Genomic DNA, 15,496 nt, shown 5'->3' with positions numbered 1-15,496 from the left:
CGGGCGTCAGCGCTCGGCCGGCACCGGCGCCGTGCTCTCGCGGACCACGAGCTCGGTCGGCACGAGGACCGCGTCCGGGCCGTCGCCGACCGTCGCGTCCCCGCGCGACCGGGCGATGGCCCGCGTGAGGGCCGTGGCCGCCGCGCGCCCCTTGGCGTCGAGGTCCTGCCGCACGGTGGTGAGCGCCGGCTGCGCACGCCGGGCGATCGGGCTGTCGTCGTACCCGACCACGGACAGGTCGTCGGGCACCCGGACGCCCTGGCTTCGGGCGACCCGCTCGAACGTCCACGCGATCAGGTCGGAGAAGCACAGGACGGCGGTCGGCCGGTCGTCGAGCGCGAGCAGCGTGCGCGCCCCCTGCTCGGCGTGCACCTCGGTGTTGTCGGGCAGGTGCACGACCGTGACGTCGGCGCCGGCGGGGCCGAGCGCGCTCATCCAGCCCTCGACGCGCTCGCGCGAGACGTACCCGACACCGGCCGTCGCGGGGTCCGGGGCGATGCCCACGGACCGGTCGCTGGCGGTGGTGAGGATGCCGATGCGGCGATGACCGAGGTCCAGCAGGTGCTGCGCGGCGGCCCGGGCACCGACCCGGTCGTCGAGCAGCACGCTGGACGCGCCCGCGATGGGCGCCTGGTCGACGAACACGAGCGGCAGCTTGCGCTTGATGAGCCAGTTGACCGGCGCCATGTCGCCGGCGCACGAGTAGACGAGCGCGCCGTCCATCGGGATGTCGCGCGCGGGGATCCGGTCGGGCGACTCGACCGACGGGAGCAGCGCGAGGGCGAGCCCGGTCGGCGCGAGCTCCTGCGCGACCGAGCCGAAGAACGCGGCCGCGATGGGGTCCTGGAACGCCGAGCCGACCGACTCGGTGAGCAGCACGCCGACCGCCCCGGTCGTGCCGCGCGCGAGGCTGCGGGCGGCGGGGTCGGGGCCGACGTAGCCGAGCTCGTCGGCCGCCGCCAGGATCGTGGCGCGCAGCTCGGCGGAGAGCTGGTCCGGTCGCGAGAACGCGTTCGACACCGTCATCCGGCTCACGCCGACGCGGTCCGCGATCGTCTGGAGCGTCACGCGCCCCACGGCGCCACCCTCGCTCGTGCCATACGAGCCAGGGTAGGCGTCCGCGGGGCGCATGGGGGTCGTCATGCGGCGTGCCCCACCTCACGGCGGAGGTCGTGGGCGGCCGGGGGTGCGACGGCCTCGGCCACCCGGTGCAGCACCGTGGCGAGCGCGCCGCGGGTGCGGACCGCGTGCGGGCGACGCTCCCGGCGGGGGCGCGGCTCGTCCACGGGGGCATCCGGCTCGGCGCTGTGCACGAGGCGCAGGGTCGCCTTGCGGGACATCAGCAGGCTGATCGGCATCGGGTCCATGGCGGGCCCTCCTCTCGGGTTTCTGTACCGCTACAGTAACCCTGCGGTCTGTACCGGTCAAGAGGTGGGTGGAACTCATCGCCCGATCTGGCGCACGCGTGACGAACACCCTTCGGAGGACCGGACGTGCGCCACCATGGCGCCGTGATCCTCGAGCCGCACCACGGGCGCTACGACTCCCCGAGGACCCGCCGCGCGTACGACGGGTCCTCCGTCGAGATCGGGCCGGACCGGGTCCGCTGGGTGCCGCCCACCCACCGGCCCGACGAGCATCCGGCGTTCGACCTCCCCGTCGGCGACCGGCCGGGCGAGGCCCACGCCGTCGTCCGGGTCCACGCCGCCTTCCCGACCCGGTACGACGACGGCCTGGTCACGACGTACGTGGTCACCGACACCGGCGGCACGCCCCTCGGGTCGTTCCCCTCCGGCGAGGGCTCCACCGGGTCCGCGCTCCCCCAGCACCCTCCGGGGTGGTACCCGGCACCCGTCGTCCGCGACGCCGCCGAGCGGGCGGGGCTGGCGTGGGACGACCAGGACCTCGTCGGACGCACCGGCGAGCTCGCGGCGACGTTCCCCGGCTCGGTACCCCACCTGCGCCTGTGGCAGGTCATGGCGTGGGTGCAGGGCATCGCCTACCTCGCCATGAGCCTCGTCTGCCTCGTCGTGGCCCTGCTCTGGGTCGCGCTCGGCGAGGGGTCCGACCGCGTCGTGCTCCCCCTCGCGTTCGGATTCTTCGCCGTCGCGACCGCGGGGCTCGCGCTCATGTTCTTCCCACCGTGGGTCCGCTCCGCGCGACGACGGCAGCTCGCCCGCGCCGAGAGGCCTGCGGGACGGCCCGGGGCCGAGGAACCCACCCGACGGTGAGCGCGTCGCCGGCGGCCCCGAACGGGTCGTGGCGGCCGGACGCCGTCCCGCAGGACAGGTCCGGCCGCCACGCCCCTCGAGGTCCGGGACCCCGAGCGGTCACCTGGCGGCGATCACGCCGACCGGGTCGTCAGTACGTCGTGGTGTTGAAGAACCAGCCCTGGAACGCGTTCTGCGGCCGGTACGCGTAGCAGTCGCCGACGTACTTGTACTTCCCCGTGCTCCACGCGCGGTACTGGAACAGGTCGCAGAGCTCCCGGGTCTCGAACGGCCCCTGCTTCCCGCTGGTCGCCGCCGTCGCCGCCGGTCCCATGACCAGCGTGCCGAGCACCAGCCCCGCACCCACCGCGGTGCTCGCCGCCCTCACCCACATCTTCGACCGCATCCTCGCGTCCTCTCTGCCCGGTTGAACGAAACCCGAACGATAGGGCAGGAACCGGGCGGCGGGAGCGTGTTCGTGCAGGTCGTGAGACCGCGGGGAACGCGAGCGTGCGGCTCGAGGTCCGTGCAGGTCGGACGTGGAGCCCCCTGTCGGATTCGAACCGACGACCCCCTGTTTACAAGACAGGTGCTCTGGCCGACTGAGCTAAGGAGGCGATGCGGGTCCCAGCGTACCGACGCCGGAGAACCCGCCCGGACCGCGCCCGAGGGGTGACCGCCGCAGCGGCCACCCCTCGCGGCCTCAGCCCTTGGCGGCCTTCGCGGCCTCGACGGCGGCCTGCAGGGCGCCCTCCTTCGACCAGTCCTCGAACGCCTGGCCGTCGATGAGGATCGTCGGCGTCGACAGCTTCGGCAGGTCGGTCGTCGCCTGGTTCGTGGTCGCGGCGACCCACGGGGCGAACGTGCGCCACGTGCCGTCCTTCGACGTGCCGTCCGTCGTCTCGAACGTGCCGTCGACGGTGGTCGTGAACGTCGCGGCGACGTCGGCGGGCACGCCCGCATCGGTCGCGACCTTCTCGATCTCCTTGTCCGTCAGGCCGGTCGTGTTCTCCTCCGGCTGGTTCGCGTACAGCGCGGTGACGAACGCCGTGAAGTGCTCCGGGTCCTTGTCGGCGACGATCGCGGCGGCGTTCGCGGCGCGCGTCGAGTAGAACGTGCCCTTCGACGCCCGGTCGAGGAACGCCAGCGGGTGGTAGTCCACGGTCACGCCGCCGCCGGCGACGATGTCGTCGAGAGCCTTGCTGTTGATCGAGTCGAACTGGCCGCAGTACGGGCACATGAAGTCGAAGTACACCTTCACGAGCACGTCGTCGTCGCCGGCCTTGCCGACGCCGTCCTTGCCGACCGGGATCGCGCCGCTCTCGTTCGCGGGCTCGGGTGCGGTGACGTCGGACAGCGACGGCGGCTTCACATCGTCGCCACCGCCGCCGTACGCGACCGTCGAGTTCGCGGCCGCGGTGTCGCGGTCCTGCTTGACGATGAAGAAGGCGACGGCGACCAGCGCGACGACCACGACGCCGAGGCCGATGATCGCGAGCAGACGGTTGCGCTTCGCCTTGCGCTCCTGCTCCTTGCGCATCGCGAGGGCCTTGGCGCGGGCGTCGTCGCGACGCTGGGACTTGGTGGGGCGTGGGTCGTTCGTGGGCATGACGGTTCTCCTGGTCCGTTCGGTGGGTGTCGTGGGGTGGTCACACGACGGCGGGAGGGCCTCGCACCGGGAGATGGACCACGAGGAGGCGCGCGTGCGGCCGCACCGGGACGGCCGCCACACGCATGCGGGCACCGCGGACGACGACGGCCGCGGGCTCGTCGACGGTCCGGCGGACGAGGGTCCGCAGGAACCGTGGCACCGCGCGCAGCGCACCGAGCACCGCCGCGGACAGGCCCACGCCGCACAGGGCGGCGAGGAGGTGGGCGACGAGCACCGGCACGGCGACGCTGAGGAGCACCACGGCACCGCTCGCGACCGACCCGAGGGCGTAGCTCCCGTCGGGGCACTCGGACGCGTCCCGCAGCACGGCGAGCCCCACACCCCAGGGCCCGAGGCCCCCGGCGGGCAGGCACTGGTGCAGCAGGACCCTGCCCTGCGCCGCGAGCGCGAGCCCGACTGCCGGGCACAGCGCGACGGCCAGCCCGGTCAGCACGGGGTGCGGCAGCCGCCCGACGGCACGCGGGAGCGCGGTCGCCACCGGGCTCCGTCGCGTGCGCATGGGCTCAGGGTAGGGCCACCGCCTGTCACCGCGGACCGGGTCCACGAGGCGGCCCGCCGACAGGTGGCGGGGACGTGGTCAGGGCAGCGTCGGCGTGGGCAGCGGAGCCCAGACGATGACGGCACCGTCACGCAGCACCGTGGCGAGGATCGCCGACGCGACGAGCAGCAGCAGGACGGCGATCAGCGCCCCGCGGCGTCCGGGGGCGACGACGGCCAGCACACGCCGGGCACCGGTCCGGGTCATCGCCGACAGGGGCCCGAACCACACCAGCAGCGTGGCGAGCAGCACGAGGCCGCCGACCGCGAGCGACGCCGACACGCCGTGCGGCACCTCGCCGGACGCCGCCCCGTCGAGCGCCCACGTCCCCGAGTCGAGCAGCCACCACACGACGCCCACGACGATCACGACCACGCTCGCGGCGACGACGAGCGACGGCAGGAGCCCGACGGCCGTCCGGAGGAGGTGCCACGGGGTCGCGGCGACCGCGACGGCCCGGTCCGAGCGGCGCACACCGGCGCGCTCGCGGCGGGTGTGCATCGCCTCGACGGCCGAGCCGAACGTCCGCTCGACGACGACGAGCACCCCCACCGCGAGGAGCGTGATCCCCGGGTAGAGGCTGCCGGCGACCAGGACGAGCAGCGCGAGGGCGAGCAGCGTGCCCCAGCGACGACGCGCCGGGGGGCGCACGTAGCCCGACCCCTCGGGCTCCGGCACCTCGGAGGCGTCGAGGTCGTCCTGGATCCAGTCGACGCCGTCGGGGTCGTAGTCCTCGTCGGCGGCGTCGTCGGTCACGTCGTCGTCGGCCCACGTGCCCGCGGACGGGTCTGCCGGGCCGCCGGCGTCGGGGTCGAACGTGCGGGTGAGCCCGTCGTGGGCCACGAGGGTCGCCGTGCCGGCTGTGCTCGCTGTGCTCGCCGGGCTCGCGGCCACCGCCGGTGCCGGTGCCGCGATCGTCGCCGTCGCGGCGGCCCCGGCCCCGGCCGCCCCGGCAGCGAGCGCCGTCGCGTCGAGCCCGTCCTGCGCACGGGTGGCCGGGCTCGCGTCGAGCTCGGTCGTGGCGACCTCGTCGGGCGCCAGGTCCCCCTCCGCGGCGACGACCGTGAGGGCGGCCACGACGTCGTCGGGCGCGGTCCTGCTCGCCGGGTCGCTCGTGAGCGCCCCCCGCAGCGCGGCCGCGGTGAGCGGGCCGAGCCCGGCCACGTCGACCTCACCGGCCCGCGCGCGGGCGAGGACCGCCTCGAGCGGGCGGGTGCCGAACGGCGCCCGCCCCGTGGCGGCGAAGACGAGCACCGCGGCCCAGCCCCAGAAGTCGGTGTCCGGCGACGGGTCCTCGCCGTCGAGCAGCTCGGGCGCGATGTACCCGGGGGTCCCGATGACGAGGCCCGTCGACGTGACCTTGGTGTCGTCGGCGGCCTGGGCGATGCCGAAGTCGATGAGCACGGGTCCGTCGTCCGTGACCAGCACGTTCGACGGCTTGAGGTCGCGGTGCACGACGCCCGCGCCGTGCACGGCCGCGAGCGCGGCGCGGAGCCCCTCGGCGAGCGCGAGCAGGTCGTCCGCGTCGAACGTCCCCCGCTCGCGCACGTGCTCCTCGAGGGTGTCCCCCGCGACGAGCTCGGTGACGAGGAACGCCTCCGTGGAGTCGGCCTCCGCGTCGAGGATCGCGGCGACGGCCGGGTGGTGGAGCTTCTGCAGCGCGTGCACCTCGCGGCGCAGCCGGTCGCGGACGACCGCGTCGGTGCCGACGTGCGGGTGCAGGAGCTTGAGCGCGACCGGCGTGCCGCCCCCGTCGACCGCCCGGTAGACGGCCCCCATGCCCCCCGAACCGAGCGGAGCCACGATGGTGTACCCACCGATCTCCGACCCCGGCGTCAGACCGATCCGCTCCATGACGGCACGGTAGCCGCCGGTCGCCGGGCGAGCGCCTGCGCCGCGCGGGTTCACCCGCCGGGCGGCGGGCGGCGGTGCGGACGGCGGTGCCGGCGGCGGTGCGGACGGCGGTGCGACCGGCGGTGCGACCGGCGCGGGCGCCGGTGTGACGTGCGCCCGACCGGCGGCGGCCGTCGGAACCCCTCGATAGGGTCGGGAGACACCCTCCGAGGAGTTGATCCTGTGCGCCCTGACGTGGCCGCCGACGGCTACGACCTGCTCGTCGTCGCCAACAGACTGCCCGTGGACGTGAGTCTCGGGGACGACGGCGAGCCCACCTGGGACCGCTCCCCCGGCGGTCTCGTGACGGCGCTGGCCCCGGTGATGTCCGGCGCCGAGGGTGCGTGGGTCGGTTGGGGCGGCTCGCCGGACCTCGAGCTCGACCCGTTCGAGGTCGACGGCACGCAGCTCGTCCCGGTGCCGCTCAGCGAGGACGAGGTGGCCAGCTACTACGAGGGCTTCTCGAACGACACGCTGTGGCCGCTTTACCACGACGTCATCGCGCCGCCGCAGTTCCACCGGCCGTGGTGGGACGACTACCAGCGGGTCAACCGGCGCTTCGCGAAGGCCGCCGCCGCGCAGGCCGCGCAGGGCGCCACGGTGTGGGTGCACGACTACCAGCTGCAGCTCGTCCCGAAGTTCCTGCGGGAGCTGCGACCGGACCTGCGGATCGGCTACTTCCACCACATCCCGTTCCCGCCGCTCGAGATCTTCACGCAGCTCCCGTGGCGCAAGCAGGTCGTCGAGGGCCTGCTCGGTGCGGACCTCATCGGCTTCCAGCGGGCGGGCGACGCGTCCAACTTCGTGCGCGTGGTCCGCCGTCTCACCGACGAGACCACGCGCGGCCAGGTCATCACCCTCATGAAGCACGGCAAGGTGGACCGGCACGTGCGCGCCGCGGCGTTCCCGATCTCGATCGACTCGGGCGCGTTCGACGAGCTGGCCAGGACGCCGGAGGTGCAGGAGCGCGCGAGGCAGATCCGGCACGAGCTCGGCGACCCGGAGGTGCTGCTACTCGGCGTGGACCGGCTCGACTACACCAAGGGCATCCGGCACCGCATCAAGGCGTACGGCGAGCTGCTCGAGGACGGCCGGCTGTCACCCAGCACCACGACGCTGGTGCAGGTCGCCAGCCCGAGCCGGGAGAACGTGGGCGCCTACCAGCAGCTGCGCGACGAGGTCGAGCTCCTGGTCGGCCGGATCAACGGCGACCAGGGGCAGGTGGGCCACGCGCCGGTGCAGTACCTGCACCAGTCGTTCCCCATGGACGAGATGGCTGCCCTGTACCTGGCGGCCGACGTGATGCTCGTGACGGCCCTCCGGGACGGCATGAACCTCGTCGCGAAGGAGTACGTCGCGGCCCGCTCGGACGACCGCGGCGCCCTGGTGCTGTCCGAGTTCACGGGCGCGGCCGACGAGCTGAGCGGGGCCATCCTGGTCAACCCGCACGATATCGACGGCATGAAGGACGCGATCACCTACGCGGTGCACATCGACCCTCGTGAGGCCCGCAAACGCATGCGCCGGCTGCGGCGACGGGTCCTCGGCCACGACGTGACCGCGTGGTCGCAGGAGTTCCTCGCGGTCCTCACCGCCGTCCCCGCGAGGACCGAGCATGTCTGAGACCACTGCCCACCAGCCCGCCGACTCCGCCGCTCTGCGCGCGATCCTCACCCGCGTGGTGGAGGGCGGCGCACGTCCCCTGCTCGTCGCGCTCGACTTCGACGGCACGCTCGCCCCGCTCCAGGACGACCCGGCACGCTCGCGCATCCTGCCCGCAGGGGTGCAGGCGCTGGCGCGCCTCGCGGGCACGGACGGCGTCGCCCTCGCGCTGGTGTCCGGGCGCGCGATGAACGACCTGCACACGCTCGCCGAGGTCCCGCCGGGGACGTACCTGGTCGGCAGCCACGGCGCCGAGCGGGCCCGCGTGACCCGGTTCGGCCTCGACCGGGACGTCGTCCAGCTCACCGACGAGCAGGCGGACCGCCTCGCCTCGCTCGGCGCACAGGCTGCGCAGGTCGCGCGCGGCCGTGACGGCGTGTGGGTCGAGTCGAAGCCGACCGCTGTCGTGGTGCACACCCGGCTCGCCCCGCCCGAGGTCGCCGAGCTGGCGGAGGCCGAGGCGATGGAGCTCGGCGAGCGGCTCGGCGCGGGCGTGCTGCACGGCAAGGACGTCGTCGAGATCTCGGTCCTGCGGGCGAGCAAGGGCGAGGCGATGACGGCGCTGCGCGACGAGCTCGGTGCGCCCGTCGTGGTGTACGCGGGCGACGACGTGACCGACGAGCACGCCTTCGACGCCCTCGAGGAGCACGACGTGACGGTCAAGGTCGGCGGCGGCGAGACCGGCGCGCAGTTCCGCGTCGACAGCCCCGAGGACCTCGTCGCGGTGCTCAGCGACCTGGCCGACCGCGTCGGGGCCTGACCTCGTCCTGCCGTCGTCGCCGCCCCCGTTACGCTGCGGCGGTGCCTACGCCGGACATCGCGATGATCAGCGACCTTCCCGTGAAGCTCGCGGTGGTCCGCACCCCGGACGAGGCCGAGCGGTTCCCCGCGCAGGCCGTGCTCGAGGACGCCCCGTCGACGGCCCGGCACGTCCGGGCGGTCGCGCTCGGCGTCCTGGTCGGTGTCGTGCTCGCGGTCGCGTTCGCGGACCGATGGATCTGGTTCCTGCCCCTCGTGGTTCTCGCCGCTGCCATGGTCCTGGCCGTCGTCAACTGGAAGATCGGCTCGCCGGCGATGTACCCCGTCGCGCTGGTGCTCACCGTGGCGGCGTTCGTCGTGCTGCGACCGGCGGCCGGCGCGCTCGTCCTGGTCGCCGCGCTGGGCGGGGGCTGGTTCGCGGCGCACCGCGGGGACGAGGCCCGCCGGCGCCGGTGGGCGCGCACCGCCGGCCTGCTCGAGCGGCAGGTGCGCACCGACGCCGTCGTCACTGCGCTGCGGAGCCAGGTCGTCAGCGCGCCCGTCAACTTCAAGCTCGAGATCACGCTGTCGTCCACGACGCCCGGCCCGGACGGGTCACCGCTCACCTGGACGTTCACGACCTTCTCGAACGCGTACTTCCACCCGCGCGAGGGAAGCGGGATGACGGTCTGGTACGACCCTGACGACCCCGCCGTGGCCGCGGTGGCGGTCGTCGAGCAGCCGTCGCGCGTGACGGCGCAGAGTCGCTGACGTCGCCCGACCGCCGAACGCGGCGACGCCGCCGTCTCGGCTACCTTGTGCGCGTGCCCACACCGAACGTCCCCCGGTACGTCGACGACCGCCCGGTCCGGTTCGTCCTGGTCGACACCGTCGAGGAGTCGCTCCAGTTCCCCGCCGGCGTCGTGCTCGCGGACCGGCCCTCGGCGTCCAGGCGCGTGCTCGGCGCCCTGCTGGCCCTGCCCGTCGCCGCGTGCGTCGTCGGGTCGTTCGGCGCCGACGCGGTGGGCGACCGTGTGGACGCCTGGGGCGGCGGCGCGGCGCTCGCGTCGGTCCTCGTCGGGCTCGTGCTGCTGGCCGTGAACTGGCGGCGTGGGGACTGGCTGCTGTACCCGGTGGCGCTCGTCGTCGCGCTCCCGGCTCTCGTCGCGCTCGGGGCGGGTCCGGTGGGGATCGCCGTCGCGACGATCGCGCTCGCGGGTGGTGGCGTCGCGGCGTGGCGGGGCGACCGCGCACGCGACCGTCGGTGGGCGCGCCTGTCGGCGCTGCTCACGCGGCGGGAGCGCGCGGACGCGACCGTGGCAGGCGTGGCCACCGAGCCGGTGCCGAACGCCGCCCGGCTCCGGTGCACGGTCACGGTCACGGCCGATGCCGTACCCGGTGTGGTGTGGGCGTTCGTCGAGCTCAGCTCCGCGACGTTCCGGCCCCAGGCGGGCCAGCCCATGAGCGTCTGGTACGACCCGGCGGACCCGGCGGTGGCCGTCGTGAGCGCAGCGGCACCGTCGGTCGCCGGACGACTGGCCCCGCCGGCCTGACCAGGTGCCGCGGGCGCCTACCTCGCGGAGCGCTCCCCAGCGCCGGACGCCGCGAGCAGGCTCGTGCGGTAGTGCTGCACCGCGGACCGCCCCAACGGGTCGTCCGCGCCGACCGCGGCCGTCACGGCCTCCTCGACGTCGACCAGGAGCCGCGCCGTCGCCCGCCGCACGGTGCTGGTGATCGTCAGCCCGAGCGACAGGGGGCTCGCCGCGAGCGCCCGCTCCGTGAACTCCACGTCGACGAGCAGGCCGGCGTGGTCGAGCGTGACCGCGACCTCACGGCCCGGCGACCACTCGGTCACACGCACGGACTCGACGGCCGCACCCACGGCCCGCGCCCGGGCGACCTGGTCCTTGCTCTGCGCGTCCCACGCGGCGAGCAGGGCGAACGCCTCGGCGGGGTCCTGCAGCGGCTGGCCGGGGGTGGTCATGAGTCGCCTCCTGCGCGGTCGACGGCGTCGTTGAGTCGCGCCATGGAGTTGGACAGGCTGGTCGCGGTGTACACGGCCTCCGAGAGCACCGGCACCGCGCCGCCGAGGTCCCCGGCCCCGGCGACGATGCGCGCGGGTGCCGCGTTCATGCCCTCGAGGACGTCCTTGATCCGCCGCAGCGCCGGCACCGCCTCGCTCAGCGCGTTGTTCGCGTCGTTGAACAGCTCGAGCAGCGTCTTGATGCCCCGGGTCAGACGGGCCAGCCAGTCCCGTACGCGCTCCACCCGGATCGCGATGGCGGCGACCGCCTGCGGGACCACCCACGTCGCGCCGACGCCGACCGTCCCGGCGACCTGCGACGCCCACGAGATGAGCTTCCCGACGAGGTCGGCGATGACGTCGCGGACGATGCTGCGCACCACGCCGACCACGATGCTCGCGCCGAGCATGGCCTGGCCGACGCCTGCGCTGATGGTCTCCAGCATCTGCAGCCCGGACCCGTACACGCCCGCGAACGTCTGGTACGCGTCGGCCGCGACCCCGTCCCACCCGGAGAGCGCGGACCGCACCGCCGCCTCGTACTCCCCGGCGACGTCCCGCACCCGGCCGGAGACGTTCTCCCAGGTCCGCGACTTCGCCTCGACCGCCGAGGGGCTGCCCGCGATCGAGTCGAGCATGTCGGGCAGGGGCCACATGTAGTCCAGGAGGAACCCGGCGACGCTCGCGGCCATCGAGGCGATCGGGTCGAGGGCGAACTCGACGACGTCCATCGTGGCGGTGAACGCGCCGCCGATCCCCTCCATGTCGGCCCACTGCCCGTCGGCGGCGGAGCCGATCGACGACGCGGCGGGGCCGATGATCTTGAGGCTCTTGTAGCACTCGTCCAGCCCGGGGCGGCCCTCCGCGACCGCGACGAGGCTCACGAGAGCGCCTTCGTGATCCGGGACAGCGCGTCGTGCACGGCCCCGTCGATCGCGTCGTAGGCGTCGGCGGACCCGCCGATGGTGGTGGCGATGCCCTCCATCGCCGTCGCGGCGGCCTGGACGGACCCCGCGGCGAGCGTCTGGACGAGCGTCGCGGGCGGCAGGAGGAACGCGCACAGGAGCCCGAACGACGCGTCCGGCATCGCGGCCGTCGCCGACGCGTCCGCAGCCTCGGACAGCCGCGCGGCGATGCCCTCGACGGCGCGGGCGTGGGCACGCATCGCGCTGGTGTCGACGGTGAGCTCGCTCATCGGGGACCACCTCCTCGCAGCACGGCGTCGAACCCGTCGAGGAGGGACGTGTCGGTGAGGTCGACGCGGGGCCCGGCGAGCTGCGCCTGCAGGGGCGCCGCCTGCTGCTGCACGTCGGCCACGGCGGCGCGGTACGCGGCGAGCACGGCGGTGCGCAGCCCGTCGGTGCCGGCCTCGGTGGCCGACGCGGCGACCTGGACGTCGCTCAGGAGGCCGCGGTGGTCCACGTGGATGCGCACGCCGCCGCGGGGGTCCGTCCCCTGCCCGGTGAGCGCCGCGACCTCCCCGGCCACCTGTGCCGCCCGCGCCGCGGCGGCGAAGGCCGCCTCGAGCGTGCTCTCGACCTGCGCGTGCAGGCGTCCGATGTCGGACATGTGCCACCTTTCACCCGGCTCCCGGTCCGGGACAGTACCGGTCGGGAGGTCGGCCCGTCCCTCGATCCACGTGCCTGGCCGCGGACTGCGCCCGATCGGCGCACTCCGGGGGCGCCGCTCGGGCAGGTCCTGCCCGCGTGACGACCGAGGCCCGTCACCCCGCGGACCGCGCGGAACCGGGTCGCCTCCGGGGTTACCGTGGCTGCATGTCCGGCCGGATGCTGGACGTCGAGCTCGTCGAGCCCGACGGTGTCGGACCGGGTGCCGCGCCGCCGTCGGCCGCGCCCCCGGGACACCCGTGGCTGCGCCGGAACGCCCGCCTCCTCGTCGCCGGAGGGCTGAGCCTCGCCGTCGTCCTCGTCGGCACGCAGGCGGTCGTCGACGCCCGCGAGCGCGCCCGTCTCGCCGAGCTCGCCGCGATCCCCGGGGTGCTGGCCCCGGTCGACGACAGCCTCGAGGTGCGCTGGCGCGGCGACCTCGAGGTGTCGCAGGTCCTCCAGGGCGGGACCGTCGTGGACGGGACGCTCGTGGGCGTCGCGGAGACGGAGCCCGGGTCGCTGGAGCTGTGGGGGCTCGACGCCGGGACCGGGGAGCGCCGCTGGGCCACGTCGGCGGAGCTCGCGACACCGCTGATGACGCCGGACGGGGGCGCCCCGGAGGCGTGGACCACGTGCGCACCGCTCGACGGGCTGGTGGCGTGCGTCGCGCAGCAGTCGGGCACGGCGGGTGTGAGCCCCGACATGACGGTGTGGGTGCTGGACCCGGCGGACGGTCGTCTCCTGCGGACCACCCGGCTGCCCGGCGAGGCGGGCCTGACGTTCTCGCGCGGCGACGTCGTCTCGGCGGTGCCCGTGCTGCTCGACGGCACGACCCCCGCGGCGGCGGGCGCGGGCACGGTCCGCTGGGCGGTGACGGCCACGAACGGCCGGACCGGCGACGTCGCCTGGGCGTACACGACACCGCCGGTCGACGTGGTGGGGCGCGAGGACGGCACCACGACGTACGACTCGTCGACCCGGTCCGCCGCGCTCGACGCCCGGGACGACCGGGTCCTGCTGATCGTCGACCACCACGCGTGGGAGCTCGGCACGGACGGGACGCTGCACCGGTCGGTGCTGCTCGACGACGTGTCGTGGGTCGAGCTGACCCGCGCCGGCGGGCTCGTGCAGTCGACGTACGACGGGCGGGGCGGCCGGAGCGCGCTCCTGCGGGACGACGGCACGTGGGTCCGCACGGCGTCGGTGCCGCTGTGGCTGCCGGTGGACGACGGGTCGGCGGCGGGCCTGGTGTTCTTCGCCCAGCAGTCGGAGGGCGGCATCTCGCGGATCGAGGCGCGCGACGGCCGCACCGGGGCGCGGGTGTGGCAGGTCTCGGTGCGGGCGATGACGGCCCTGCTGCTGGACGACCGGCTGTTCGTCGGCACGGCCGACGGGCTGCAGGCGCTCGACGCGACCACCGGCGGGACCCTGTGGACGGTCGACCTCGACCGCTCGGTGGACGAGATGACGACCGACGGGCGCTCGCTCGTCGTGCGCGGCCTGGGCCTGAGCGCGGAGGGCTACGCCCCGTCGGACGGCCGGGCGCTGTGGCGGACCGACCTGCTCGCGAAGGTATCGGCCAGCCTCGCCTGGTCCGGCGAGCAGCTCGTCGTGTCGTCGCGGCTGCCGCGGCTGTACGTGCAGCTCCCCGACGGCTCCGTCGCGGTGCTCGGCTGAGCGTCGGGCGGTGCCGGCCGTGTCGGGGCGGATGCAGGACGTGGAGCTCGTCGAGCAGGAGCCGGCGCAGCCCCCGGGGCCGGCGCGCACGGGCGGGCCTCGGGTGCGCCGGTGGCGCGTCCCGGCGGTCGTCGCCGGCGTCGCGCTGGTGGCCGCGCTCGTGACGTACCAGGCCGGCGCGGACGCGCGAGCACGCGCCGACCTCGACCGGGCGGCGACGGTGCCCGGCGCGCTGCCGCCGGTCGGCGACCGGCTGCAGGAGCGGTGGCACCCGCCGGGCGACGGCACCGCTGCGCCGTTCGCGGCGCTCGCCGGCCGGCACCTCGTGGCGGCGCAGACCACCTCCGGCGGTGTGCTGAGCGTCCGCGAGATCGACCGCGCCACCGGCGCGTCGCGGTGGAGCACCGAGGTGCCCGTCGGCGCCGTCGGCCCCCGGGCCGGTGCACCCGTGACGTGCGCGCCGCTCGGCGGTCCGGGTCGGGTCCCGCGCGTGGTGTGCGCGGTCGCCGGCCCGCGCCCGAGCACGCCGGAGCCGCCCGGCCCGCGCCCGACCGCGTTCGTGGTCCTCGACGCCGACGACGGCACGGTCGTCGTCGTGCGGACCGTCAGCACCCAGCTGTGGACCGTGCAGGGCTCCCGGGTGGTGCTCGCGTCGTCCCACGACGACGCGGCGGGGACCTCGTGGGTGGTGCTCGCCACCGACCTGACCGCCGTCGACGAGCCGGACCCCGCGTGGCGCACGACGACGCCGCCGTGGGACCGCCCGCTCGTCATCGGGCCCGACGGGCAGGAGCTGACGTGGCAGGACCTGCGCGCGGCCGGGGACCGCCTCCTGCTCACCGACGGCGACCACGCGTGGCTGCTGACGGGGGACGGCTCCCTCCTGAGCGCGCTGGACACGGGTGCGCAGGTCGCGACCCTCGGCCGCACCGGCGTGGTCGGGCTCGTCGACTGGTCGGCGGCCAGCGGCTTCGACCGTCCTCGCGCCGCGCTCGTCGTCGGCGGCGCGACGCTCACCGTCCGGGAGACCGTCCAGCCGCCCACGGTCGACGACGGCAGCGCCCCCGGCGTGGAGGTGATGCAGTCGTTCGACGGCCCGGTCGTCGTGCGGTCCGGCCGCACGGGGGGCGAGCTGTGGCGCAGCCGCGAGGCCGTCTCGGCGACCCTGCTGCTCGGCGGCGTGCTGTACGCGGCGTCGTCCGACGGCGTCGTCGCCCGGGACGCCGTCACCGGCCGACGTGTCTGGACGGGCCACGGCCCGGACGTCCGCCGGCTCGCCACCGACGGGCGGGTGCTGCTCGCGCTGTCGCCGACGCTCACCGTGCGGGCGTTCGCGCTGTCGGACGGCGCGGAGCTGTGGACGCAGGACGCCCGGCCGCTCGTGGGCGACGGTGCGGGCACGGCCCGCTGGCTGACGACCGGGTGGGGGATGCTCGGGATCGTCTCGCCCGACGGGCTGACGATCGTCGGCTGACG

General features: G+C 75.3%; 17 protein-coding genes and 1 tRNA gene. 7 read left to right on the top strand and 11 right to left on the bottom strand.

Annotation, left to right across the window (positions count from 1 at the left end):
- Nucleotides 1–6 precede the first annotated feature (6 nt).
- A complete protein-coding gene (locus Cch01nite_RS16480; RefSeq protein ID WP_239070810.1) occupies nucleotides 7–1,143 on the bottom strand; it encodes a LacI family DNA-binding transcriptional regulator in 1,137 nt (378 codons plus the stop codon).
- Complete coding sequence (locus Cch01nite_RS16475; protein ID WP_203757433.1) at nucleotides 1,140–1,367, bottom strand: hypothetical protein; 228 nt, start codon at nucleotides 1,365–1,367, stop codon at nucleotides 1,140–1,142. Before Cch01nite_RS16475 ends, Cch01nite_RS16480 begins: the two co-directional genes overlap by 4 nt.
- A 144-nt stretch (nucleotides 1,368–1,511) precedes the next feature.
- Between Cch01nite_RS16475 and Cch01nite_RS16470 the strand changes: the two genes are divergently transcribed.
- The gene (locus tag Cch01nite_RS16470) at nucleotides 1,512–2,231 is read left to right on the top strand and encodes a hypothetical protein (protein WP_203757431.1); all 720 of its coding nucleotides are present in this window, start codon (nucleotides 1,512–1,514) and stop codon (nucleotides 2,229–2,231) included.
- Nucleotides 2,232–2,361: 130 nt separating this feature from the next.
- Here the strand turns inward: Cch01nite_RS16470 and Cch01nite_RS16465 are convergent, their stop codons facing one another.
- The 5 genes from Cch01nite_RS16465 to Cch01nite_RS16445 all read right to left on the bottom strand — a co-directional run bounded on the left by Cch01nite_RS16465 (nucleotide 2,362) and on the right by Cch01nite_RS16445 (nucleotide 6,274).
- A complete protein-coding gene (locus Cch01nite_RS16465) occupies nucleotides 2,362–2,616 on the bottom strand; it encodes a hypothetical protein (protein WP_203757429.1) in 255 nt (84 codons plus the stop codon).
- Between the two features lie 134 nt (nucleotides 2,617–2,750).
- Nucleotides 2,751–2,827: transfer RNA gene (locus Cch01nite_RS16460), tRNA-Thr, on the bottom strand.
- Nucleotides 2,828–2,913: 86 nt separating this feature from the next.
- Nucleotides 2,914–3,819 (bottom strand): DsbA family protein, encoded by a 906-nt coding sequence (locus tag Cch01nite_RS16455; RefSeq protein ID WP_203757427.1) that lies wholly within the window; start codon nucleotides 3,817–3,819, stop codon nucleotides 2,914–2,916.
- Nucleotides 3,820–3,859: 40 nt separating this feature from the next.
- Nucleotides 3,860–4,381, bottom strand: coding sequence for a hypothetical protein (locus tag Cch01nite_RS16450; protein WP_203757425.1), 522 nt, complete (start codon nucleotides 4,379–4,381; stop codon nucleotides 3,860–3,862).
- A gap of 78 nt (nucleotides 4,382–4,459) precedes the next feature.
- Nucleotides 4,460–6,274, bottom strand: a complete 1,815-nt coding sequence (locus tag Cch01nite_RS16445; protein WP_203757423.1) for a serine/threonine-protein kinase — start codon at nucleotides 6,272–6,274, stop codon at nucleotides 4,460–4,462.
- Nucleotides 6,275–6,496: 222 nt separating this feature from the next.
- Between Cch01nite_RS16445 and Cch01nite_RS16440 the strand changes: the two genes are divergently transcribed.
- The 4 genes from Cch01nite_RS16440 to Cch01nite_RS16425 are packed head-to-tail and all read left to right on the top strand — an operon-like array spanning nucleotide 6,497 to nucleotide 10,266.
- Nucleotides 6,497–7,936 carry an alpha,alpha-trehalose-phosphate synthase (UDP-forming) gene (locus Cch01nite_RS16440; protein ID WP_373309953.1) on the top strand — a complete coding sequence of 480 codons (1,440 nt, stop codon included), beginning with the start codon at nucleotides 6,497–6,499 and terminating at the stop codon, nucleotides 7,934–7,936.
- Nucleotides 7,929–8,735 (top strand): trehalose-phosphatase, encoded by an 807-nt coding sequence (otsB, locus tag Cch01nite_RS16435; RefSeq protein WP_203757421.1) that lies wholly within the window; start codon nucleotides 7,929–7,931, stop codon nucleotides 8,733–8,735. Before Cch01nite_RS16440 ends, otsB begins: the two co-directional genes overlap by 8 nt.
- Nucleotides 8,736–8,776: 41 nt before the next feature.
- A complete protein-coding gene (locus Cch01nite_RS16430; protein ID WP_203757419.1) occupies nucleotides 8,777–9,484 on the top strand; it encodes a hypothetical protein in 708 nt (235 codons plus the stop codon).
- 53 nt (nucleotides 9,485–9,537) lie between these two features.
- Nucleotides 9,538–10,266, top strand: a complete 729-nt coding sequence (locus Cch01nite_RS16425; protein WP_203757417.1) for a hypothetical protein — start codon at nucleotides 9,538–9,540, stop codon at nucleotides 10,264–10,266.
- A gap of 17 nt (nucleotides 10,267–10,283) precedes the next feature.
- On the opposite strand, the gene Cch01nite_RS16420 is transcribed toward Cch01nite_RS16425, so the two are convergent.
- The 4 genes from Cch01nite_RS16420 to Cch01nite_RS16405 are packed head-to-tail and all read right to left on the bottom strand — an operon-like array spanning nucleotide 10,284 to nucleotide 12,305.
- Nucleotides 10,284–10,697 (bottom strand): hypothetical protein, encoded by a 414-nt coding sequence (locus tag Cch01nite_RS16420; RefSeq protein WP_203757415.1) that lies wholly within the window; start codon nucleotides 10,695–10,697, stop codon nucleotides 10,284–10,286.
- On the bottom strand, nucleotides 10,694–11,620 hold the full coding sequence (locus tag Cch01nite_RS16415) for a WXG100 family type VII secretion target (protein WP_203757413.1): 927 nt from the start codon (nucleotides 11,618–11,620) through the stop codon (nucleotides 10,694–10,696). Before Cch01nite_RS16415 ends, Cch01nite_RS16420 begins: the two co-directional genes overlap by 4 nt.
- On the bottom strand, nucleotides 11,617–11,931 hold the full coding sequence (locus Cch01nite_RS16410; RefSeq protein ID WP_203757411.1) for a type VII secretion target: 315 nt from the start codon (nucleotides 11,929–11,931) through the stop codon (nucleotides 11,617–11,619). Before Cch01nite_RS16410 ends, Cch01nite_RS16415 begins: the two co-directional genes overlap by 4 nt.
- Nucleotides 11,928–12,305, bottom strand: coding sequence for a YbaB/EbfC family nucleoid-associated protein (locus Cch01nite_RS16405; RefSeq protein WP_203757409.1), 378 nt, complete (start codon nucleotides 12,303–12,305; stop codon nucleotides 11,928–11,930). Before Cch01nite_RS16405 ends, Cch01nite_RS16410 begins: the two co-directional genes overlap by 4 nt.
- A 206-nt stretch (nucleotides 12,306–12,511) precedes the next feature.
- On the opposite strand from Cch01nite_RS16405, the gene Cch01nite_RS16400 reads away from it, so the two are divergent.
- Nucleotides 12,512–14,020, top strand: coding sequence for an outer membrane protein assembly factor BamB family protein (locus Cch01nite_RS16400; protein ID WP_203757407.1), 1,509 nt, complete (start codon nucleotides 12,512–12,514; stop codon nucleotides 14,018–14,020).
- A 10-nt stretch (nucleotides 14,021–14,030) separates the two neighbouring features.
- Nucleotides 14,031–15,494: a PQQ-binding-like beta-propeller repeat protein gene (locus tag Cch01nite_RS16395; RefSeq protein WP_203757406.1), complete on the top strand. Its 1,464-nt coding sequence runs from the start codon at nucleotides 14,031–14,033 to the stop codon at nucleotides 15,492–15,494.
- Nucleotides 15,495–15,496: the final 2 nt, after the last annotated feature.

Origin of the sequence: Cellulomonas chitinilytica (assembly GCF_016862675.1) — a bacterium.
Lineage (GTDB): Bacteria > Actinomycetota > Actinomycetes > Actinomycetales > Cellulomonadaceae > Cellulomonas > Cellulomonas chitinilytica.
Note: the sequence above shows the minus strand (reverse complement) of the source record. Positions and strands in the feature narration are given on the sequence as shown.